Raw genomic sequence first — 23213 nt, forward strand, 5'->3', positions numbered from 1 at the left:
CTGCTGCCCAAACGGTTTCCTCTTCCTGTTACGATTTTGTTGCTGTGTTTCAGCGCATCGATCGCCAGTATACTGGATAATTCAATCTCAGGTCATATTTTTGACTTGTACGATATTATGGACGGACCCCAATATTCGATTATGGATTTCATCGTATACCCGCTCTATGCGCCATTCGGGTATTTTTTTATCTATGCCTATGATTTATTTCGGCTAAAAGGATTGCGGACAGTCGTATATATTTCGCTGTGTTCGTTGCTCTCCGTCGGATTCGAATGGTTATGTTATAAGGCTGGCGTGTTCCACTATAAAAACGGATATCACCTATGGTATTCCTATCCTATATACTTGCTGTCGCAGACCGCTACCGTGTACTTTTATAAATTTATTACAGGACAGTCGCAAAAAATGAATTCCAGCCCCTCAGTCGAAAGGGATAGGTAGGATTTTGTTTATGGTCATGGAGGAGCCGCAGCGGCTCCTCTTTTTCTTTAAGTACCTAATAATCAAACCCTTTGAAGAAACCAGATTGCTCCTAAAATAAAAATGACGATGGAGGAGTAGTTTACATATTTCCGATATGCCGAAAAACGAAACAGTCTTGTAAGAATAGGCAGCAAGAGCATGACGATAGCCAGTTGGACCACCTCAATGCCAATATTAAAACTAATAAGAGAGGCAGCTAAGTGCGTCCATGAGATGTTCATTTCTTTTAACAGATCTGCAAAGCCCATTCCATGTACTAACCCAAATAGAAACGTGATCACCCATCGACCAGATGTTTTGCCGCGAATGATATTTTCAACTGCAACATAACAAATGCTTAGCGCAATAGCCGGCTCGACAATATACGTTGGGATATTTAATATGCCTAACACGGCCAGGGTTAACGTAATCGTATGCGCTACTGTAAAAGCTGAGATCACAGCAACATATTGTTTGAGCGTCTGCTGGCGAATTAATAGAGCGAGTAAAAATAAAAGATGGTCGTAACCGGTTAAAATGTGCTCCATGCCTAATGTAAAGAAAGACCACCAAGATGATATGGCTTTAGTCGAATGACTTTGCTGGCCTTGATCTAACTGTTGCTCCGTAATTAACATCGTCCAGATCCGATCTTTTCCTCTTAAAACGGATTCACTAACGGAGCCATGGTTTTGGGACGTTAAGAAGTTGGTATAAGCGGAAGCCGTTGTTCCGCTTGTGAACATTCCATCTAAGAGCGAAATCGTTTGCCCAGGCGCGAAGCCGGGATATTGAAATTTGAGCGTGACCATTTCATTTTCACCTTTGTTCTCAAGAAGAGGCCCCGTCACTTCCGAGCTTAGTTCCTGCCCGTCCTTCTCCAAAACCACGCTATCTTCGACCCATTCTGAAACACGATGTTCAATGGCCTTTAATTCTGTTTCATTCAGCTTGCCATCATTGTTCGTATCTCCGCCAAATCCTTCAATAACGGACAGGGCATCAATAGAATAAGTAAGCTGCGTTTGTTGCTCGCTGATGTCAATATCGGTGAACCCTGCACTTAACGGATGGGCGCTGGCTGTAGATAGCGGAGCGACAAGGAAGAGCAGGAATATAGAAACGGCTAGATAATAGCTAGGCTTGTTTAGATAAAACTTCAACGGATATCAACCCCCTCATATGACTGACGGACTAAGTTAGTTTAATGTAGGTTTGTAAAGAGAGTGTTAAGGAGTATCTAAATTCACTGGAACTATTTCCCTTATAAATTATTACTTAAGCTTTATACTAGATTAACATTGAAGTGTTATTCTATTATACATGGTCCGTAATGGCATTTACGATTGCCATCATTTTAATTGGAGGGATACCCAATTCATGAGGAAAAGAAAAAAATGGACAAGCGTCACGATTTCCTCCTTCGTACTAGCCAACACGCTATTATCAAACTTGTTGGTTGGACAAGCACATGCCGATCAGGCAAATCATGTTCTGATCAGTGAAGTCTATGGTGGAGGAGGAAATGCAGGGGCCAATTACAAGAATGACTTTATAGAGTTATACAATCCAACCTCGCAAGATATCGATCTAACTGGATGGTCGGTTCAGTATGCTTCTGCAGCGGGCGTTTTTGGCTCAAATAAAACAACTTTATCAGGCACGATCAAGGCCCATGGATATTATCTTGTTCAAGGCGCAAAAGGCAGTGGCGGAACATTAGATCTACCGACACCGGATGCGACTGGCAATTTAAATTTATCTGCAACGGCAGGTAAGGCAGCCCTTTCAAAAACCTCCGACACGATAACAGCAAAAGCAGATGCGAATGTTGTGGATTACGTAGGTTTTGGATCCACGGCAAGTGAGTTTGAGGGTAGTGGCCCTGCGGCAGCTCCTTCAAACACAAAGAGTGTAGAACGAAAAGCGAATGATGGTACGGATCCAACCGCGGACGGTGCCGGAAAAGGAAACGGTTTGGATACGGATGATAACAAAAACGATTTTGTTGCAGCGGATCCTAATCCACAGAACACTACAACCCCTATCGAACCTTCGCTTGGGCCAACCATAAGTGACATTAAGGCTACAGAGGCAGATGGAACTTTGGTAAACGAGGGCCAAACGTTGACCGTTGAAGGAACCGTAACGGTTGCAAATCAAATTGTTGGTTCAAATTCTTACTATATTCAAGATTCTACTGGCGGGATCAATGTTTATGGTTATGCTTCCGCCGTAAATCCTGGAGATCGCGTTCGGGTGACAGGGGTGATAACCAATTACAAAGGATTAGCCGAGCTTACACAGCCAACGGTTGATAAAATAGGGACAAGCCCGGTACCTGCACCAATTCATACGACGATTGCAGATTTAAATGCTTTTACAACCGCAGAGCCAATGGAAGGTAAATTAGTTACGATCACAGGGAAAGTAACGAATGTTCCTACCTCTTTACCAGCTAACGTAACCGTTCAGGATTCGACCGGCAAGAACTTGACCGTTCGCGTTATTGCAACAACCGGTATTAGTTTAAGCGCTTTTCAAGTCAATCACACGTATTCCTTTGCTGGACTAATCGGTCAGTATGATAGTACATCGCCATATGATTCAGGGTACCAGCTATTCCCGCGCAGCACCTCGGATGTATCTGAAGTATTTCCTTTAACAGTGACACATACCCCTATTAAGGAATCGGTTAAGGGAGCCGATTTACAAATTTCTGCAATGGCCACGGGCGCAACTTCAGTCAAAGTGTTTTACAAACAGCCTGCGGATAGTGCGTATAAATCGGTTGACATGACGAGCACGGATTCAACCAATTATGCAGCTGCCATTCCTGGTACTGAATTAACTGGGGACTCTTTTGTTTATTACATTGAAGCAAAGAGCCAATCAGAAACTCAGACAGTTGGAAGTGCCGCAGCTCCCTTCACGGTTTCTACAGCGATAGATACTACGGGTCCAACGATCAATGGAGAGCAACCAGCGAGACTGGCGAAAATTGAATCCAAACAGCCTGTAATTTCGGTGATGTTGAGTGACCCAAGCGGAGTTGACCCAGCAAAGGTAACCATTTCGGTGGATAACCAGGATTTCACAAGCCAAGCAACGATAACAGCGGATAAAGTCCTTCTGCCTATTTCAAATGATTTAACGATCGGCACTCATAACGTAACTGTAATTGCTTATGACACAAAGGGCAATAAAACGGAGGATACGTGGGCATTCGAAGTCACTCCGCAGTTTGCGGGCGGCAGCCATTACCGTGGAACAACTCACAACCATACTAATGTTTCCCATGATGCAACCGGGAATCCGGAGGAAGCTTTAAAAGCCGCGCAAGCACATGACTATGATTGGTTTGCCTTTTCTGACCATTCCCATGATATTGACCCTGAGAAGCTAGGGCAAGATTCTACTGCTCACAATGGAATGCCAGAGAGAATCGGCGGAACGGAGTGGCAGAAAACCAAGGATCTTTCGGCGCAATATACCAATAACGGATCTTTTGTCGTGTTCCCTGCATTTGAAATGACATCCACGACATGGGGTCATTCCAACGTGTTTGGTACGGATAATTTTATCGATCGAAACATTGATAATAAGAAGTACCAGGATCTGAATTCTTACTATGCTTGGATATTAACCTACGATAATATTGCAGCGCAATTTAACCATCCGGATATGTCTGCGAATGCATTTAACAACTTCATGCCATATGACTCCAAGGTGGATAAGCTGTTCACGATGTTGGAAGTCGGGAATGGTTCAGGAAATTATGGATATGCAAATGCAGAGCAAAAGTTTTTCGATGCGCTTAACTTAGGCTGGCATGTCGCTCCAACCTTCGGGGAAGATAACCACGATGGTACATGGGGACAAACGATGAAACGTACTGTCATTGTATCTAATGATTTATCGAAGGATTCCCTGCTGGATTCCATGAAAAATATGCGCGTATACATGGAAGAAGATCCGAACTTCGAGTTGGATGTTCTTGCCAATGGAGCCTACATGGGAGCTACTGTCGATGGAAGTACGCTAGCTTTTGATATTATAGGATCTGACCCGGTTGCAGAATCCAATGCGGATCCGAAGTTTAGCTATTTACCTTCCAGCTACAAGAGCGATGATCGCATTCAAAAGGTAGAATTACTGACAAATGGCGAAAAAGTCGTTGATTCTATACAACCGATGACAAAAGATTTCACTTGGAATCCTACAGTTCCTGTAACAGGCGGACAACAATGGTTTGTTGTGCGCGTGACGCAAATGGACGGAGAAAGAATCTATTCTGCTCCCATCTGGACAAAAGATAAAGCTGTAGATGTACGTGTTAGCGGGATTGATGTCGTAGGCGGAATTGTCGCAGGTAAAGATGCCAATTTGACTGCAGGTATTTCAAACTTAGGAACAAACGATCTTACGAACTTAAATGTAAACTTCTATTTGGACAGCGTGGATCCGGCCAATAAGATTGGGAGTGCAACGATCGATTCTGTGCAAGCTAAAAATGTAAAACAGGTTCAGGTGACTTGGAAAAATCCGATTGCGGGCAACCATACGATCATTGCTGTCGTTGATGCACCTCAAGGGGATAATCCGGCGGATAATCAGTTTTCTAAGCAAGTTTCCATCAAACAACCGCTTGGTTTAACGGTAATGATCGATGCAGCCCATGGAAATGAGAACACATCGACGGATCCAGGAACCTATAAGAACAACTTTAAGTTATTTAGAGATTTATTGGAAAAAGAGGGCTATACCGTAGTAGAAAATACAAGTCCGCTCACGGTAGACACGCTTGCTGGAGTCAAAGTATTAATCATTACGCACCCAACGACTGACTTAACAGCAGATGAGAATACCGTTGTAGCTAACTATGTTAAAAATGGCGGTTCCTTATTATTATCGGATAAGAGTAACTTTAGAAATGACGTAACCATTAATAACGATTTATTGACTCAGATGGGATCAGCCATTCAATTTAACAACGATGGAATCTATGATGATACTAAGGAAGGGAATTTCTGGTCCAACCCGTTAACGTCCAAGTTTGCTGTTCGTTTGCATACGGAGCCTGTAAGCAATTATATTACAGATCAAATGCCGACACCTTCTATTAATTATTATAGCGGTGCTTCCTTAGAAGGGGCTGGACGTACAGCATTGACTACTAGCAACACCGTAACTATTCTGGCACACGGGAATGAAACATCCTACCAAAACAGTTTAACTGGTGACGGCTATAAGTATGATGATGTAAGCGATGATCATGGTGGATCCGTGATCCCTGCTATTGCCTCCGAAGTGATTGGCAGCGGGAAAATCATTGTATCCGGCATGAACTTTGCAAATGATAAGCAATTAGATGAAAGCTACGATCCAGTAGGAAATGATGAGTTTGCCCTAAACTCTATAGAGTGGTTAGCGGGCAGAGGCACAACGATCTCTTCCATTGGTGATGAGAGAAAGCAACCGGATGGAACAAGTGTCGTTGTTGAAGGTATCGTTACTACCGGTGCAGGAACATTCTATGATGCTTTCTATCTACAAGACTCGACTGGCGGCATCATGGCATTTCAGGAAGTACCTGAAGGGTCATTGAAGCTTGGGGATAAGGTTCGTGTGTACGGACATATTAAAACCTTCGAGAATAACAAAGAATTAGAGTTTACAAGTTTTGCAACGGATGTTATCAAGATTGGCGAAACCGCACCGGTTGAACCTAAGGCAGTCTCTACCGAAGAGTCTGTTTCAGACGAAAATCAAGGACTATTAGTCAAAGCTTCGGGTAAAATCGTTAGCAAATACGATGCCAATTCATATGTCATCAATGATGGATCTGGAAACGTGCTCGTATTTACGGATGGCTATATTGTGAACCAAACAGGTCCAGTGCCGGATTTAAAAGTGGGAGATACATTGGAGGCTGTAGGGATTGCCGGTAAATTTGCGGAGGGGAATCGTATTCGTGTTCGTGATACGAGGGAACTACAAGTCAAAGTCGATGCAGGCGCACCTGCAACTACGGCACAAGTAAATCCAGAAAAACCCGATGGATCAAACGGGTGGTATAAAAACGATGTAACAGTAACATTGAAGGCCTATGATGAAGAATCCGGTATCCAAGCAACTGAATACCGAATCAACGGCGAAAGCTGGGCAACTTATACTGCGCCTATTGTTTTATCGAAAGATGGAGTCCATCAAATCGAATACCGCAGCATGGATAATGCGGGCAATACGGAAGCATCACAGGAGGTTGTGGTTAAACTTGATAAAACAGCACCTGTTGTCAACGCTTCGGTAGACCAGCCTGTTCTATCCGTACCGAATCATAAGATGGTTCCAATTCATGCAACAGTGGTGGCAACGGACAGTCTGGCAGGTGTAGATTCGATTGTACTTGAATCCATTACGGCCAACGAAACCCTGGCTTCCGATGATATTCAAGATGCAACCATCGGAAGTGAAGATTACACGTTCGGAATACGCGCTGAACGAGAAGGCATGGAGGATGGCAGAATTTATACGATTACGTATAGAGTAACGGATCAAGCAGGAAATGTTACTGCAGCCACAACAACAGTGACCGTTCCGAAAGGGAATTCAACGAAGTAGGATTGAAGAGACAGGAATCAATGATTCCTGTCTCTTTTTATGGTCAAAAATTTCATGGCGTTTTTCTTGCGGTCAATAGGGGACTATCGTTTTTTTCTGTTAACCGTTATGTAATTTCCAAGTTTGGTATAAAAATTGACTAAAGTTGGGAGGAGTTATTGGGATGAACCCGAATTCAATATTATTACAAAAAAAGGAGTAGAAAACTAATGAGGTACGCAAAACTCGGCAGAACAGACATGGAAGTGTCCCGCATTACGTACGGTGCAATGGAGCTGGGAGGAGGCAACGCTTTCTCAGGCGGATCGACTCGCTGGGAGCTTAGGCCCGAAGAGGACAACATTCGGCTTCTCCGCCAAGCCTTTGACAACGGAGTAAACTCGTTCGATACCGCTGAACTCTATGGGGCGGGACGCTCAGAGTTTATTATAGGAAAAGCCCTAGGCGATGTAAGAAAACAATGCGTGATCGCAACGAAGGTAAGCGCTCATCACCTTCGGCCCAAAGAGATCCGTACGGCCCTGTGGCAAAGCATGTTCCGGCTGAACACGGACTATATCGACTTGTATTACATCCATACGCCCAGTAACGAAATCCCGATCGAGGAATCTATGGGAGAGCTTAGCAAGCTGAAAGAAGAAGGCGTTATTCGTGCAATCGGCGTATCCAATTTCTCGCTTGCTCAACTGAAGCAGGCCATGCAATACGGGCGGGTCGACGCGATTCAACCGGAGTATCATATGCTTCAGCGCAGCATTGAAGACGATTTGCTTGGTTATTGTTTGGAAAACGGCATCAGCATCATGAGCTACAACTCCCTCGCTAAGGGGATTCTAACCGGAATTTTCCACAAAGGCAAAGAAGTGACTGATTTTCGCAAGGAGAGGTCTTTATTCCAATCGGAAAACCTGCTGAAAACCGCGGACCTAATCCGTCTCTTGGAGGAAATAGCCGCAGCCAAGGATGCCACTCTCTCGCAAATCGCAATTAGTTGGCTGCTGCGCCAGAAGGGCCTGACCTCGGCGATCGTGGGCACGCAGAACGAGAAGCATTTCTTCGAAAATCTGCATTCCATTGACATAGAACTGACCGAAGAGGAAGCGACCAAGCTAGACGCTGAAAGCAAGAAGGCACTAAGAAATCTCGGCTAAACATCTGGCATCAGAATTTTAGCAAGGGGTTCTATCAATGAATCGAAGCTGGGTCTTCGATCCGTGATAGAACCCCTGTTGCCGGATGATCGATAATCAAAACATTAGAAATTAATTCCGCAGTTGAACGGTTCTGCCTTCCTTCACGGAAATGTACGCTGCCTCTGTCACCTCGACAACGCGGGCAGCCTCATCAGCGGGCGTTAAATTGATTCCTCCATCCAAAATGGCTGATAGAAATGCTTGAACAGAAGTTACAATCTGACCCTCAACCGGCAAATCCTCGCGATCCCGTACTCTCTCTACCAATATCCTTTCACCGTCGCAGCTCAAGGTGCCAAGGTCGCCTAAAATGCGAAAATTGTTCTTTGCAGCGAACATGTTTCCAGGCGTGATCGTATTTGAGGACAAAGAGATGAGTGTCCCGTTTGTCATTCGGATCTGCACACTCAAATACGCTTCTTGTGGATTTTCAGGAGGCTCTGAGAATGCAATGACTGTTTTCGCTTGCGAACCCGCAAACCACAAAGCGAGGTCCGTGAAGTGAGAACCCGTATCTGCGAACATTCCGCCGCCCATTTCTTCCGGATTGCTTCTCCAATCACCGGGTACTATTCCAGCATTTTTGAACCATTCGGGCTGTCCCAAACCCTTCATGAGTTCTTCCAATTCTTCCTGCGGTGTAGCGCTTAGAAATGCACCTATGTTTTGCGAACAAGTCGCTTGAACCTGGCGAACCGTTCCAATCGTACCTGCGTCCAATGCTCTTTTGACTGTTTGATAAACAGGATGATAGCGGCTCTGGTAAGAGACCATCAATATTTTACCGGATTCCCTTTGCGCAGCTGCCATGGCCCAGGCATCTTTTGAAGTTGAAGCGATAGGCTTCTCAACAAGCACATGAATCCCTTTTTTCAAAGCCGCGATCGTGGGTTCAGCATGAGAGGCGTGAGTCGTCGCGACAATCACGGCGTCCAACTGTTCGTTCTCTATCATCTCTCGCCAATCTGTATAAGCACTTTGAACTCCCGTTCCATTCTTGATCTTCTCTAGCAGCTCGGAATTCCGCCGCGAAATCGCAACAATCTCAGCATTCTTTGACGCCTGCAATGCAGGTATATGTATTAACCCTGTCCAGAATCCCGCTCCAATGATTCCGACGCGAAGTTTCTGCTGTTCCATCGGCATCGCCTCCCCCTTTAATTATCAGTTAAATCGTTCCGTAAATGATTATTGAAGATTTCCCCTTTTAGAACTTATCCTTGACGGAGTACTTGTTATATTATGGCAATCTCAACTGTACATTTAGTTGGAGGGGAGGAGGGCAGAACATGAGCATTCCCAAAAACGAAAGTGAGTTAACTGTTCAATGGCTGCAGGGAATTTTTCATGACTATGGGTCAATAGCTGATTTTGCGGTTGAACGAGTTTCTGGGCACACTGGGATGACAGCCTCGCTCGTGCGGCTGCGTCTAAAGTTTGATTCAAATGCTGAATCAGGAGCTCCAAAGTCCGTAATTGTGAAATTCGCTTCGCAAGTGATGCCTGATTTTATTTATCAATACTTTTATCCATCCGAGCACGGCTTCTATCAATCCCACCTTGCAGATCCAAATCTAATTCCCCTTGCCAAATGCTACTACAGTTCCTGCAATCCGCAAGAGAAGTCCTTCATTCTCGTGTTGGAAGATCTAAATGGCTACCACTCGGGAAGCTTGAATCACGGATTCACCGAGAAGCGTTTAATGAATACGGTAACTTTTCTGGCACGGCTTCACAGCGAGTGGTGGGAAAAGCCGATTGCCGATGCACACTGGCTGAAGGGGCATATGATTCAATTAATGATCGCTAACGGCGATTATCCCAAGCTCGCCCTACTGCAACTCTCCAGAACTGTGCAAAATGATTTCTTAGATTATATATCCGTAAATATCGACAAAATCATTGAAACAGCCAAGCGTTTGCAACGGACCGCAACCGAACCGCCTGTAACCTTTATCCATGGCGATTCCCAGTTCGGAAACTTGTTTTTTGATGATAACGATGCGTTGGCCGCTGTCATCGACTGGCAATTGCCCGCCAGGATCAAGGGAGTATATGATTTGTCCTCTTTGATCGGCCTATCGATTCCTTCTATGGTCCGTCGGAAATACGAACATAACCTGCTAGATCAATATCTTAACCAATTGACGGATAGTGGCGTTTCTGGCTACGGAGCGGACCAACTGCGACTTGATTATTCCATTGCGCTCTTTTACTGCGGATTTAGATTATTAGGGGCTTGCGCAGCTACCTTTAATGGATCCGAAGAGCATTTAATTTGGGCTAAGGAGTGCTTAGACCGCGTACAATCCTTCTTTGAAGATTGGAAGATCTGGAGAACTGTCGGGATCGATCAGTAATAACCTAAGGCTTCTCATGAGTTCACCGAACTTATGAGCGGCCTCTTTTTTTCGTTGTTTTAATATCCGAGTGGCCGAGGCGCGACATAATTACATGCAGCTCTTCCTTTATCCCGCAGGAACAAGCTGCAGCCTCGTTGAACTATTTGGAGAGTTACTGTTGAGAACATTCAACGACTCTATGAAATCTGAACAATTCTACCGACAGTCGAATGTAGTTGAGGCGGCAACTCAACTAACGCTTGATAGGCATACACGCGCGGATACGCTATGCTGAACCCGACTTAGTATAGAGAACTACACATTTAGGAGGTTTTCGTGTGTCAAAAGAGAAAGAGGCGTACTCCCCATGGTCAAACATCGTTTACTCCATGCGGCTGCACTGGCGGGCAAGGCCCCTTACGCTTATTTGTTGTGTCGTCTCGGCGATTGTTGGTGTCGCCTTGCCCTTCGTCAATATCCTTATGCCCAAAATTGTCATCGACAATCTTACTGCAAGAGTAACACCCGGCGAGTTTATCGTGTCGGTGGGCGTTATGGCGCTTCTTCTGGCCGCTTTGAGCTGCGCGAAAAGCTACGCCGACCTCATCACCAATGAATCAGTGGGTACCATCAGCATACTAAAACACCTTCAAGCCACCATGCACAAGCATCTTACCATGGACTTCGAGGTGCTGGAGAGCCCCGGCTACGCTAAGCTGGGCGAAAAGGCGTGGCGAGCGATGCAAAGCAATCACTCTCCCTCGTCCAACATCCCGCGCTCAATGACGATGCTAGTCATAAACGTTTTAGGTTTTGTTACATACGGTATGGTTATTGTAAATGTACATCCACTTATTATCCTTTTTCTAGCAGTGTCGGCCGGGATCAACTGGCTAGCGCTTTCACGCGCACGCAAGATTGAGAGGGAAACGCGCGAAGAGCGGTCAAAGCTTCAAGGCAAGCTGTGGTATATGCAAAAGGTATCGAAGGAGCCTTCCGGCGGCAAAGACGTGCGACTTTATGGCCTTAACAGTCTTATAAGCAGCGTTTTTAAAAGCGTAATCGCCACCAGCACCGAAAAAGAGCACAAGGTAGCGACGGGAGATATGAAGGCCCAGCTTTCGGATGCCCTGCTCGGCCTCGTACGCGACGGCGCCGCGTACGCTTTCCTCATTTACCTGCTGATGAACGGCGAGCTGACGCTGGGCAATTTCGTGCTGGTCTTTGCCGCCATTGGCGCGTTTGCGGGATGGTTGTCGGGCATTTTGACCCATTCAAGCGAGCTTATGCGAGCTCTTAGCGAATTATCGGACATTCGAGTGTATCTGGACGTTCCCGATGTCTCAAACACCGGCCCAGGGCATGAGCTGCCCGCCGGCGACATGCTGCCGCCTGCCATCACTCTTAATAACGTCACCTATACCTATCCGGAAGCGAAGGAACCGACGCTTTGCGGCATTGACCTTGTGATCACGCCGGGCGAGCGCATTGCCATAGTCGGTGCGAACGGCGCGGGCAAGACGACGCTTATTAAGCTGATATGCGGACTCTATAAACCAACAAGCGGTGAAATTACGCTGGGCGGTGTCGATATTACCCGCTTTAACAGAGACCGGTATTTTGCGATGCTTTCTACGGTGTTTCAGGATATTCACCTCTTCTGCTGCGATATTGCCGGAAACATCTCGCAGCAGTCGCCCGACCGGACAGACTATGAGAAGGTAAAGAAATGCCTGGAGCTGTCCGGACTTTTGGAAAAGGTAAGCGGGCTTGAACAAGGCGAGTCAACGCTTCTTGTGCGGCGTGTGCACGACGACGCAATCGAGCTTTCAGGCGGAGAGAAGCAGAAGCTGGCGCTGGCACGCGCTTTGTATAAAGATGCACCGGTTATTATCCTGGATGAGCCTACTGCGGCGCTTGACCCGATTGCCGAGAGCGAGATCTATCAGCGCTACGCCGAATTGACTGCCGGCAAAACATCGATTTACATCTCGCACAGGCTGGCAAGCACGCGCTTTTGCGACAGGATTTTGTTAATCGACGACGGCGGCATCGCCGAATGCGGCACGCACGACGAGCTTATGAGATACGGCGGGAAATACGCCGAAATGTTTAACGTACAGTCCCGCTATTATAAGGATGAGGAGGTTGCCGAAAATGAAGATGCTCTCCATCTGGCGTAACCTTCGTCGAGGATACGCCATTGTAAATCGAATGACGCCAACCTATATTCCGCTTACTTACGTCACCTCCTTTATTAAGGCTGTACAGCCGCTTACGGTGCTCTTCCTTTCCGCCCAGATCATAAACGAGTTGGCAGGAGCACGCGATATAGGGCGCATCACGCTGTACGCCGCGCTTGCCGTGGGGCTCTCGTTTATCCTATCTGCAATAAACGCCGTGGCGTCGCGCCGGATTACAACCTTGAACAGTACGTTATGGGCGCGTTTTTACTTTTTCCTGGGCAATCGGTATATGCAGCTGAATTACGATCAGGTGGAAGACGCGAAAAATAATGAAAAGCTGGCGGATATTGAGGCAAAGGCAAACGGCAACGGACTGGGCATTTTACGCCTGCACTACAGTCTGCCCGAGCTGCTGCAGCCCCTGTTCGAGCTGGCGGCTTCGATCGTGCTGGTGATCGGCATGTTTTCATCGGCCTCGTCCTATGAGCAGACGTTCATAACATCGCCATACGCCACGGGATTGCTTGTCGTCCTGATCTTCCTCATACTTCCCTTTACGTATGTCATTAAGAATAGGGAGGATCGTATCCTGCAGCAGGTGTTTGAGGAGAATCCGAAGTCAAACACCTATGTACATTTTTTTAACGAGTATATGCAGGTAAAAAACGCCGCGAAGGACATTCGCCTTTTTAATCAGGCGCGAGCTATTGAAGAACACTACAGAAAATCAGTCGGAGCGGAGTTCTGGTACCGGTTCTTCGATTTTATCGGAAGAAATAACGCGCTCTCGGCAGCCATTCATGCCGTGCTGGGCGGCTGCGTATATCTCTTTATCGGCTTGCGGGCGCTGTACGGCATGTATCCGTTAGGCAGCGTGGTTCAGTATATCGGCGCGGTTACCGGCGTTGTCGGTGCGCTGGCCAAGCTTGTCGGGGTTCTGGGAAACTTTATCACAAATAATCAGTATCTCGACCTTATGTACGGTTATCTAGACCTGCCGGACAACATGAGAAAGAGCGGCGGAGGCCGACAAATCCCGCAAACAGCGCTGGAGTTTGAATTTCGCGACGTGTCATTTAAGTACCCTGGCTTCGACGACTATGCCATTGAGCGCCTTAATATGAAAATTAATGTCGGTCAGCGGCTTGCCGTTGTGGGGATGAACGGCAGCGGCAAGTCAACCATGATCAAGCTCTTGTGCCGGCTTTATGATCCGACGGAGGGTGTGATCACATTAAACGGCGTTGACATCAGGGAGTACGACTACATGGCGTATATGGGCGTATTCGGCGTCGTGTTTCAGGACTTTAAGCTATATTCATTCTCACTCGGTCAAAATGTGGCCTCCTCTGAGAGCTTTGACGCAAAATTGGCAGAGGAGTGCCTTGTTACGGCGGGGTTTGGCGAGAAGTTAAAGGACATGCCCAAAGGGCTCGATACCTTTTTGCACAAGGATTTCTCCGACGATGGCGTAGAGATTTCAGGAGGAGAAGCGCAAAAGGTGGCGCTGGCAAGAGCGCTCTATAAAAACGCGCCGTTTGTGGTACTAGACGAGCCAACGGCGGCACTGGATCCCATCGCCGAGTTCGAGATCTATTCTCGTTTTAATGAGATCATCGGCGACAAAACGGCAATCTTCGTCTCCCACCGGCTCTCGTCCTGTCGGTTCTGCCACGACATCGCCGTGTTTCACGAGGGCCGGCTTATACAGCGCGGCTCCCACGATGAGCTTGTAACCGAAGCGGGCGGGAAATACGCCGAACTATGGAACGCGCAGGCGCAGTATTACGTTAGTGCGTGATATCCCTAAAGCCGTGCGGTAAAAGGCACAATCCACTCTAAAGCAGAGGGGATTGTGCCTTATTCATTTTAGCCGCTCATGATCAGGATAGATGCATTCATATACTAGATAGAACGGATTTGGGCCTCGACGCTTCCGCCATGGAAAACTTGAGCTATGTTTAAGAGAATACATAGGAATTGTGACGGGGAAGTAACCGGAGGTGACGAGATGGACGATACGTTAATTTCCTTGAGTCAACAAACGAATGAAGAGCTGGAAAAATACATGCTGCAGGGCACGGCTCCGCGCCTGGAAGATTTAATCGGGTACGAGTATAGGGGACTAAACAAGGGACTGGTTCCCGGAATGCTTGGGATTCGAAAGTTTATCAAAGGCTTCTTCTCGGGAGGTGCCAGAGCGGAAGGCTATAACATTCCCGTTAAACAAAATGGCGTCTCTGAATCATGGATTCATTTGCCTTCTTCGGAAGCTCCGCGCCGATTTGGGTTCTTTACTGTAACGCTTGCTTCCGAAGGCGGCAGCGCCCGAGATCAGTTGTATCCACACGGGCTGCTTCTTGATTACGGAGCGAGCCTACGCAATAAAAAGTGGAAAGTGGAGCGAATTCTCCGCGATTATTTGGTGATTCCTGATCCAGAGCGACCAGACATTCTGCTAGGCAAGGCTTATATCGCAATCGGCCCTTTTCGGGTTGCTTCTAATTTTTTCATTCTTCAACGTCTCCATTCTAGTGAATGGGCTCCCTGAGTCAGCTAGAAAATAAAGGAGAACACTCGGCCATATTGAATACTAGTATCGATGAGCGGTAAAGGCTGAAACCCAAATCGGTACAGGAGTTGATCATGAATGGAGATCAAGCAAGTCGTCGTCACGGGCCCCAATATGGTCGAGCTGCAAACGTTGAGCCTGAATGAGGAAGTTGGGCCGGACGAAGTGTTCATTGAAACGGAGTTTACATTCATTAGCGCAGGGACAGAGCTGGCTAATTATACGGCCAAGGATGCGGGCGTATTCAAGCCCGGCAACTGGAACTCGTATCCGTGGAAATCCGGTTATGCCAACGTCGGTATCGTTCGCAAAGTCGGGGAGAATGTGACCAAAGTGAAGGCAGGGCAGCGCGTCTATACCTTTGGCAGACATGCCTCCGCCATCATTGTCAACCAGAAAGAGCTTATCATCGAAGTGCCGGAGGATATAGATCCGGCCATTGCCGCCTCTTCGCGCATGGCGGGCGTAGCGGCGACTTCCATTATTCTGAGCGATGTTCCGCACAATGCTTGGGTCGCCGTATTCGGTCTCGGTGCGGTAGGCAATCTAGCCGCGCAGATGTTCCGAAATTTGGGGTGCAAAGTGATTGGCGTCGAACCGAACGAGCATCGCCGCAGGCTGGCGGAAGCGTGCGGATTGCCGATTACAATCGGCGGCAGCGATGAGGAAGTACGGGAACAGATTAGAGCGATCACCGGCGGCAAGCTGGCACACATTACAATTGATGCCGTGGGCCATAGCGGCGTTGTGATGCAGGCGCTGAAATCTACCGCGAATTTCGGCCAGATCGTCCTGCTTGGAAGTCCCCGCGTACCGGTAGAAGGCAACTTGACGGAGCTGCTGTCTGCGATGCATGTGCGTTGGATAACGATGCGCGGCGGGCTTGAGTGGTGCTTGCCGGTCTATTCCGAGCTGCCGAGCATCGTATCGCTCTATAGCAAGCAGCAGCTGGTGTTCGATTGGATTCGCCAAGGCAAGCTGGAGCTGGCAAAGCAAATTTCCCATACCGTCAAGCCGAGCCAAATCAAAGCGGCCTATGACGGGCTGCTTAATGAACCGGAGACGTTTACCGGAGTTGTGCTGGATTGGAAGCAGTCGTAGGGTTACGAAAAGATAGAGCAGGGACCTTTATGTCAGCATTCGCTGACATGAAGGTCCCTCTATTTTCGTTTAAGTAGCGGATTGGTTGAACGGTCGTTGTTTTTTGCTCCTTAATATAAATGCGATCGCCGGTCTGAGGATTGTAGTATGACCATTATTCGCACGCGACTCCGTCATGATCACGGTCCAGACTTGTGCTATATCCGGGCTGGCCTTTGTAGAGCGGCGCCTTGCCGGCAGCTTTTACGGCAGTGCAATTTTTGTAATAAACATTGCTTGGCTGCGGAGTTGGTTTAGGTGCGGAGACAGCCCCCGAATTCGTATCAATCACGATCAATACACGCGTGCCGTCTGGGAAACTCTCCATTTTATTGCCAACCCATGAGCCTGCTCCCCGATTATCGGAAGACTTCACGTAGGCCACGTCCGCCCCGGTTCCGCCTTCTGCGCACATGGCCATCGGGAATTCGTCGCGATCATAACCTTCCTTGGTTGGAATGCCGCTGAGCGATTGTTCCCGATTCTCGTCTGCGCCTCCACGATCGATGGTGCAGATCGGTGATTCGCCGCGCTTCATCGCGCTTTTCATGTGGGCAGCCGTTTGCGGGTATCGGACCGCGGGAAAGTAGATGACTTTGTTATGCATCTGGTTGTTAATGTAAACCGCTCGTATTGTTGCATCCCATGTAACGTATTTCTTCAGCAGTTCTCCTGCTGCACGCACGGGCACATAAGTAACGCCGCTTAAAATCTTAGGCGCGACATTTGCCTGCTTGCCGTTGACAATCAGCTTCAAAGCATTGCTTGCTGGCTTTGCCTGATTCTGATTCTGATCATTTATGAAAACCGTTTTCGTCGCTGCGTCCCAAGAAACGATTTTGTGCAGCAGTTCGCCAGCCGATCGTACAGGTACATAAGTTACCCCGCTTATAATCTTCGGTGCGGAAGTTGCCTGATAGCCATTAACAAATAATCGAATAGCTGTACTGACTGCATTCAACCTTATAGGCTTGACCGTGTCGATTGTTCCTTTGCTGGAAACTGGATTGGGTTGGCGATTGACGTTGTCCGTCCGGTCATGGGATTGGCTGAGGCATCCGGTTAAGCTGGCGGCCATTGCAGCGATGAGCATCATTTTCTTTAACATGTGGTTTTCGGGCACTCCTTTGACTGTCGCTTTACAACATAGCCTTCTCTTGGCAGTTTTCGTTTATGACGGGCTTCAGGGTCATATTCCTTCCTTTATTTGGACAAGTTAAAGCTTGGGAAACGCAAGAAAGGATTACGAATATGAAAAAAACATTAGGCCTTCTGTTTTGCTTAATAGGTATGCTGATACCTGTCAATGCCTCTCATGCCCAAAACAATCCAAGAAACTTATATGACATCAAGCCAGGCGATACGTTGTGGGAAATTGCGCGAACCTATAGAACGACCGTCGACGAATTGAAGCGAATTAACGGGCTGCAGACGGATCTGCTCCAGGTCGGCCAACGGTTGCGGGTTCCGATTATGTACGAGGTCGTTTCCGGGGATACGCTATGGGAGCTCGCACAGTCCTTCACTTCATCTGTCCCCGCTATTAAAGCATCCAACGGGCTAAGCTCCGATGTGATTCGCGTCGGGCAGCATCTCAGAATCCCGCCTCGAAAGCTGAGCATGGATGGGAAGTTTGTGCTTATGACGAGAGATGAATTTAAGGATTGGATTTTCAATCAAAAATTCAACCGAGTCGTTCGCAAGATCCAGCAGCATCATACGTTTCAGCCCTCTTATAAAGAATTTAACGGGTCGAACCATTTTGCCATGCTGCAGGGAATGGAGGAATTCCACGTCAGCGGGATGAAATGGAGCATGATCAGCCAGCAGTTAACCACCTTTCCGGATGGAAAAGTCGCAGTGGGGCGGCCGTTCGACATGCCGCCCGAAGGTTCGTTCGGTCTGCTGAATCCAGCCGCGATGCATAAGATTGAAGCGGACGCGATTGCGATTGAAAATGTCGGGGATTTCGATGCCGGTCATAACCAAATGACGGCGGAACAGCGGGAAACGATTGTTACGGTCGCGGCGCTGTTGATGCTGAAATACGGGCTGGCGCCTTCGGTAGACAGCATTACCTACCATCACTGGTGGGATATCAATTCAGGGGAGCGAGTGCTGGATAACGGTGCGGGCCATGCCATTAAGACCTGTCCCGGTACGGGGTTTTTCGGCGGGAATTCAACGGTAGACGCGAAAAACAACTTCTATCCGCTGGTGCGGCAGAAGATGAACGCCATCTTGTGATAGAGTTGAGAGAGAGCTTGCAATCATCCTCGGCAGCGGGTAGGATGGTAGCATCTATCAATAGGAAGAGGGAATATTGAAGCATGGCCAATCTTCATTCCGAAGACGAAATTATCGATTCTATTGAACGGCTGCGCGAGCTGGTAGGGGTTCCGCATGAGGCGGTCGTAAAGAAAACCATCGATCATATCGACGAGCATGTCCGCAATTATTTGGCCAAATGCCCGCTGTTTTTCATGGCGACCGCGAATGCCGAGGGGCTGTGCGATGTGTCGCCGCGCGGCGATCAGCCCGGTTTTGTGCAAGTGCTGGACGAGCACACGTTGGCTTTTCCGGAGCGCATGGGGAACAGAAGGGTTGATTCCATGATCAACCTGCTATCCAATCCAAGGCTTGGGATGATTTGCATCCTGCCGGGAATGGACGAGGTGCTGCGCATCAACGGCAGAGCTCAAATGATCCGCAACGAGGCATTATTGCAAAGCATGGCGCTTAACGGGAGACAACCGCAATTTGCCGTCAAGGTCACGGTAGAAGAATGCTTTATACACTGTCCGAGGGCGCTGAAATCGTCCGATGTCTGGAAGACCGAGTCGTGGCTGGAGCGGACGGAACTGCCTAATGTGCAGCGCATCTTCGAGGACCATATTACGAGAAACGGTTATGTGATCAGCAAGGATGCTGAATAACGAACGGCAAGTGGAACCTCCGCGTTTTGTAGGACGCCGTTGACCGCGAGATAAGCCTGAAGTTCAAATGCAGGTAACAAGCGAAAGAAGCAGTCGATTCGATACGAATCGGCTGCTTCTTTTTTAGGAAGAAACGCAGGCTTGGCGATATGATAAAGATTCCTGAAAAAATTGAAGCAATATTGTTCGATATATATTATATTGAATATATATAATTATCCGAATGAGTGGTGGCTGTAATGAATACAATGGATCGGGTACCGCTGTATCAAAAAATCCAAGATTATATCCGCAGCCTGATCAGCTCGCGCGGCCTGAAAGAAGGCGACCGCATTCCGACCGAGAAGCAGCTCATGGAGCGTTTCAATGTCAGCAAAATCACCGTCGTCAATGCCCTCACGGGCTTAGCCAACGAGAACGTCATTACGCGGGTGCCGGGTAGAGGCAGCTTCGTCAGCGAACAATCGGACATGACAGCCGTGCCGGAAACGCGGCCGGCAGCGAGCGGCTTCATTCGTCAGGAGCCGGCACCCCAGACGGATGCGAAGTCGGGGATTATCGGGTTCATTTTGCCTTCGATCTATGATTATTTTGCTGCACAGTTGACGTTGGGGGTGCAGAAGGCACTCATGGAGAAGGGCTATCGGGCCGTGATTATGCTCTCGAACAGCGTGCTTTCCGTGGAGAACGATGCGATTAAGACGTTGATGGACATGGGCGCCGAAGGGATGCTGATCTTTCCGGTTGACGAAGAGCAGTACAATGTGGAAATTCTCGGCATGAAGCTGTCCGGGTATCCGTTCGTCCTGATCGACCGCTATTTGCCTGGTGTGGAGACGCACTATATTGCCTGCGACGGCCGTATGGGGGCGGAACTGGCGGTTAATCATTTATGGGAGCTGGGCCACCGGGAAATTGCGATTTGCTCGGACTCGCCGCTCCAGACCGTGACCGTACAGGAGCGGATTCAAGGCTACATGGACGCGCTTAAGAAAAAAGGGGCGCTCATTAATCCGGCGCATATCATTACCGAGTTCGCTCCGGTCGACGAAGTGCAGGAGGATCATCCGTTGTATCGGTTTATTCGCAATCGGATGGCGACCGCTTATATTACGCTGAACAGCAAGCTGGGGATGCAAGTATACCGGGCCGCGCGGCAGTGCGGGCTCTCGGTGCCGGATGATTTGTCGCTCGTCAGCTTCGACGATCCGACGGCGATCGCGGAGGATATGAGCATGTTCACGCATGTGAAGCAGTTCGAGTTCGAGATCGGCTACAAGGCAGCAATTAAATTGATCGAGGTTATTAACGATAATCAAGCGGCAGATCACGAGTATAACAAAATATTTATGAAACCCGAGCTTGTCGTGCGGCAATCGACAGGAGCGTTTAGGCCGGATGGAGAATATCAGGCTGGAAAATGGAGTGCGGGCGCGATGTACCGCGTCACGCCGAGAAATAAATAGGAGAAGACAATGAAAGGAGAACCCCTCCGAGACGGAACGGTTCTTCTTTTTTGTATTGATAATATATATTTAATATGTTATTTTATAAAAAGAATATATAATTGCTTGCAGGTGAGGTGAAGTAGACCCATATAGCCTACAAAATGTAAGACGGCGGCAAGCTGGAAGTCTGTAAGTTTACCTGGAATGAAAAGAAAGACGAATCCTGTTATTTTAATTCCAACATTTTCAATCAGTGCATTGATAATATATATTAAATATATTATAATTCAAAAAGACTTATGTAATCGGTTTCAAAGCATGACTGTTGGCTTCTATCAGAAGCTTCGCTTGGCTATTACCTATAGGAGGTGGGAGGAGAAATGATTGCGAAAGAAGCAAGAACCGAAGTCTTGCCCGAGGTCTTGCCGTTAACAAAGAACAAGACCTGGTCCAAAGTATGGAGTTTCAGGCACATCTACTTATTTATGCTTCCCGCTTTTATCTGGTATTTGGTTTTTTGCTACTACCCGATGTACGGCATTTTGATCGCGTTCAAAGATTTCAAATACAACCTGGGGATACTGGGGAGCCCTTGGGAGGGCCTTCGATATTTCGAACAGTTTTTGAGCGATTCCAGCTTCTATTCGGTGCTATACAATACGCTGTCCATTAGTGCCATTAAACTGGTGTTCGGATTCCCGGCGCCATTGATTCTTGCTTTAATGTTGAATGGCGTGATGCACGGCAGAATAAAACGGATCTTTCAGACGATTTCCTATCTGCCTCACTTTGTATCCTGGGTCGTAGTCGTGACGCTGATGCAAAAAATTCTGTCTCCTAACGTAGGGCTTATCAATGACATCCGGGATCATATGGGGCTGGACCCGATCTTCTTTATGGGAAAGCCGGAGTTATTTTATCCCCTGGTCGTCATTTCGGATATATGGAAGGGCGTAGGTTGGGGGTCCATCATCTATTTGGCTGCCTTGACCAATATCGATCCGCACTTGTACGAAGCTGCTGAAATGGATGGCGCGGGCCGCTGGAGCAAGCTGTTTAAGATTACGCTGCCATGTCTGACGCCGACGATCGGCATCCTGCTGATCTTCTCTCTGAGCGGCGTTCTGAACGCCGGATTCGACCAAATCTGGCTGATGCAGACGCCTGCAACGCTCGGTGTCTCGGAAATTTTGGACACCTACGTATTGAAGACAGGTATTCAGCAAGGTCAATTTGCTTATTCCACGGCCATCGGCTTGTTCAAATCCGCAATTTCCTTGCTGCTTATCGTGCTTGTGAACAAAGTTTCCAAAAAAGTGAGCGACGTATCGCTATGGTGATCGGGCGAAAATCATTCTACGAACCTAAGGAGGTGCGGGTATGGGTGTGAGAAAGTTGTCGGCAGCCGATAAAGTCTATTCCACCGTGAACTATGCGCTGTTGCTCATATTCTGCCTCACGGCACTCTATCCCTTTATCTATTTTTTGGCGCTCTCATTCAATGATGGCTATGATGCCATGAAAGGTGGCATTTACTTCTTCCCGAGAGTCACAACGCTTGAGAACTACACCAAGGCATTCAACAATCCTCAAATTTTGAATTCATTTTGGATCTCAATAAGCCGAACATTGATCGTTACTATAGGTTCCACGCTGCTGACGGCTTTGCTGGCCTATGGGCTTTCCCGGAAAGGCTTGCCGGGGAGAAAATATATCGTCTTTTTCTTCTTCTTTACCACGCTGTTCAGCGGGGGACTTATTCCGACCTTTATCCTGTACCGAGAGCTTCATATCCTGAACACGTACTGGGTGCTTGTCTTGCCGTCGCTCTATAGCTTCTTCAATGCGATTATTATGAAGACGTTTTTCGATGGGATCCCTCAGGGTTTGTCGGAATCGGCCCGGATCGACGGCGCAAGCGAGCTTGGGGTATTCTGGAGAATCATTCTCCCGCTTTCGATGCCGGTTATGGCGACCATTGCATTGTTCGTCGGGGTAGGCATCTGGAACGACTGGTTTACCGGGCAATTCTTCATCCAGAACGAGAACCTTCAGCCTGCTGCCACGTTCCTGAACAAAATGATCAGCGAAGCGTCCTTCCAATCGATGACGGGTTCAAGCAGCGGATCTTCCATTAAAAACATGAACGAAAACCAGATGGCGCTGCGAGGCGTAACGCCCGAGGCGCTCAGGATGACGTTCGTTATCATCATTACGACGCCGATTATCCTGGTGTATCCGTTCCTTCAGAAGTATTTCGTAAAAGGCGTACTGGTTGGTTCGCTTAAAGAGTAGCCGAGTATAGAA

General features: G+C 47.8%; 15 protein-coding genes and 1 pseudogene. 12 read left to right on the plus strand and 4 right to left on the minus strand.

From position 1 onward, the window contains the following. Nucleotides 1-506: 506 nt before the first annotated feature. The gene (locus tag DL346_RS26245; protein ID WP_112885343.1) at nt 507-1628 is read right to left on the minus strand and encodes a HupE/UreJ family protein; all 1122 of its coding nucleotides are present in this window, start codon (nt 1626-1628) and stop codon (nt 507-509) included. Between the two features lie 217 nt (nt 1629-1845). On the opposite strand from DL346_RS26245, the gene DL346_RS26250 reads away from it, so the two are divergent. Next, a complete protein-coding gene (locus DL346_RS26250; protein WP_165822685.1) occupies nt 1846-7089 on the plus strand; it encodes a DUF4350 domain-containing protein in 5244 nt (1747 codons plus the stop codon). Nucleotides 7090-7298: 209 nt separating this feature from the next. Then, on the plus strand, nt 7299-8240 hold the full coding sequence (locus DL346_RS26255) for an aldo/keto reductase (RefSeq protein ID WP_112885345.1): 942 nt from the start codon (nt 7299-7301) through the stop codon (nt 8238-8240). A gap of 111 nt (nt 8241-8351) precedes the next feature. Here DL346_RS26255 and DL346_RS26260 read toward each other — a convergent pair whose 3' ends face one another. Continuing rightward, the gene (locus DL346_RS26260) at nt 8352-9422 is read right to left on the minus strand and encodes a Gfo/Idh/MocA family protein (protein WP_165822686.1); all 1071 of its coding nucleotides are present in this window, start codon (nt 9420-9422) and stop codon (nt 8352-8354) included. 149 nt (nt 9423-9571) lie between these two features. Between DL346_RS26260 and DL346_RS26265 the strand changes: the two genes are divergently transcribed. From DL346_RS26265 to DL346_RS26285, 5 genes are all read left to right on the plus strand, one after another. Next, nucleotides 9572-10642: a phosphotransferase gene (locus DL346_RS26265; RefSeq protein ID WP_112885347.1), complete on the plus strand. Its 1071-nt coding sequence runs from the start codon at nt 9572-9574 to the stop codon at nt 10640-10642. Nucleotides 10643-10962: 320 nt separating this feature from the next. Beyond that, nucleotides 10963-12807, plus strand: coding sequence for an ABC transporter ATP-binding protein (locus tag DL346_RS26270; RefSeq protein WP_112885348.1), 1845 nt, complete (start codon nt 10963-10965; stop codon nt 12805-12807). Then, entirely contained in the window at nt 12782-14611 is a 1830-nt protein-coding gene (locus DL346_RS26275) for an ABC transporter ATP-binding protein (protein WP_165822687.1), read from the plus strand. Before DL346_RS26270 ends, DL346_RS26275 begins: the two co-directional genes overlap by 26 nt. A 210-nt stretch (nt 14612-14821) precedes the next feature. Beyond that, nucleotides 14822-15361 (plus strand): hypothetical protein, encoded by a 540-nt coding sequence (locus DL346_RS26280; protein WP_112885350.1) that lies wholly within the window; start codon nt 14822-14824, stop codon nt 15359-15361. 99 nt (nt 15362-15460) lie between these two features. After that, nucleotides 15461-16483, plus strand: coding sequence for a zinc-dependent alcohol dehydrogenase (locus DL346_RS26285; protein ID WP_112885351.1), 1023 nt, complete (start codon nt 15461-15463; stop codon nt 16481-16483). Nucleotides 16484-16637: 154 nt separating this feature from the next. Here the strand turns inward: DL346_RS26285 and DL346_RS29640 are convergent, their stop codons facing one another. Both DL346_RS29640 and DL346_RS29965 read right to left on the minus strand, forming a co-directional pair. Then, the gene (locus DL346_RS29640; RefSeq protein WP_240633449.1) at nt 16638-16814 is read right to left on the minus strand and encodes an excalibur calcium-binding domain-containing protein; all 177 of its coding nucleotides are present in this window, start codon (nt 16812-16814) and stop codon (nt 16638-16640) included. Next, a pseudogene (locus DL346_RS29965) lies at nt 16809-17630 on the minus strand (stalk domain-containing protein); the annotation flags it as partial. The pseudogene DL346_RS29965 and the gene DL346_RS29640, both read right to left, overlap by 6 nt. 143 nt (nt 17631-17773) lie before the next feature. On the opposite strand from DL346_RS29965, the gene DL346_RS26295 reads away from it, so the two are divergent. The 5 genes from DL346_RS26295 (at nt 17774) to DL346_RS26315 (ending at nt 23201) form a co-directional block, all read left to right on the plus strand. Beyond that, a complete protein-coding gene (locus DL346_RS26295) occupies nt 17774-18769 on the plus strand; it encodes a LysM peptidoglycan-binding domain-containing protein (protein WP_112885471.1) in 996 nt (331 codons plus the stop codon). Nucleotides 18770-18852: 83 nt separating this feature from the next. Continuing rightward, entirely contained in the window at nt 18853-19458 is a 606-nt protein-coding gene (locus DL346_RS26300) for an MSMEG_1061 family FMN-dependent PPOX-type flavoprotein (RefSeq protein WP_112885353.1), read from the plus strand. A gap of 239 nt (nt 19459-19697) precedes the next feature. After that, nucleotides 19698-20924, plus strand: coding sequence for a GntR family transcriptional regulator (locus DL346_RS26305; RefSeq protein ID WP_112885354.1), 1227 nt, complete (start codon nt 19698-19700; stop codon nt 20922-20924). A 362-nt stretch (nt 20925-21286) separates the two neighbouring features. Beyond that, on the plus strand, nt 21287-22246 hold the full coding sequence (locus DL346_RS26310) for an ABC transporter permease (RefSeq protein WP_112885355.1): 960 nt from the start codon (nt 21287-21289) through the stop codon (nt 22244-22246). A 40-nt stretch (nt 22247-22286) separates the two neighbouring features. Beyond that, the gene (locus DL346_RS26315) at nt 22287-23201 is read left to right on the plus strand and encodes a carbohydrate ABC transporter permease (RefSeq protein ID WP_112885356.1); all 915 of its coding nucleotides are present in this window, start codon (nt 22287-22289) and stop codon (nt 23199-23201) included. Nucleotides 23202-23213 lie beyond the last annotated feature (12 nt).

The sequence above is a fragment of the Paenibacillus montanisoli genome (assembly GCF_003268025.1).
GTDB classification, from domain to species: Bacteria; Bacillota; Bacilli; order Paenibacillales; family Paenibacillaceae; genus Paenibacillus_Z; species Paenibacillus_Z montanisoli.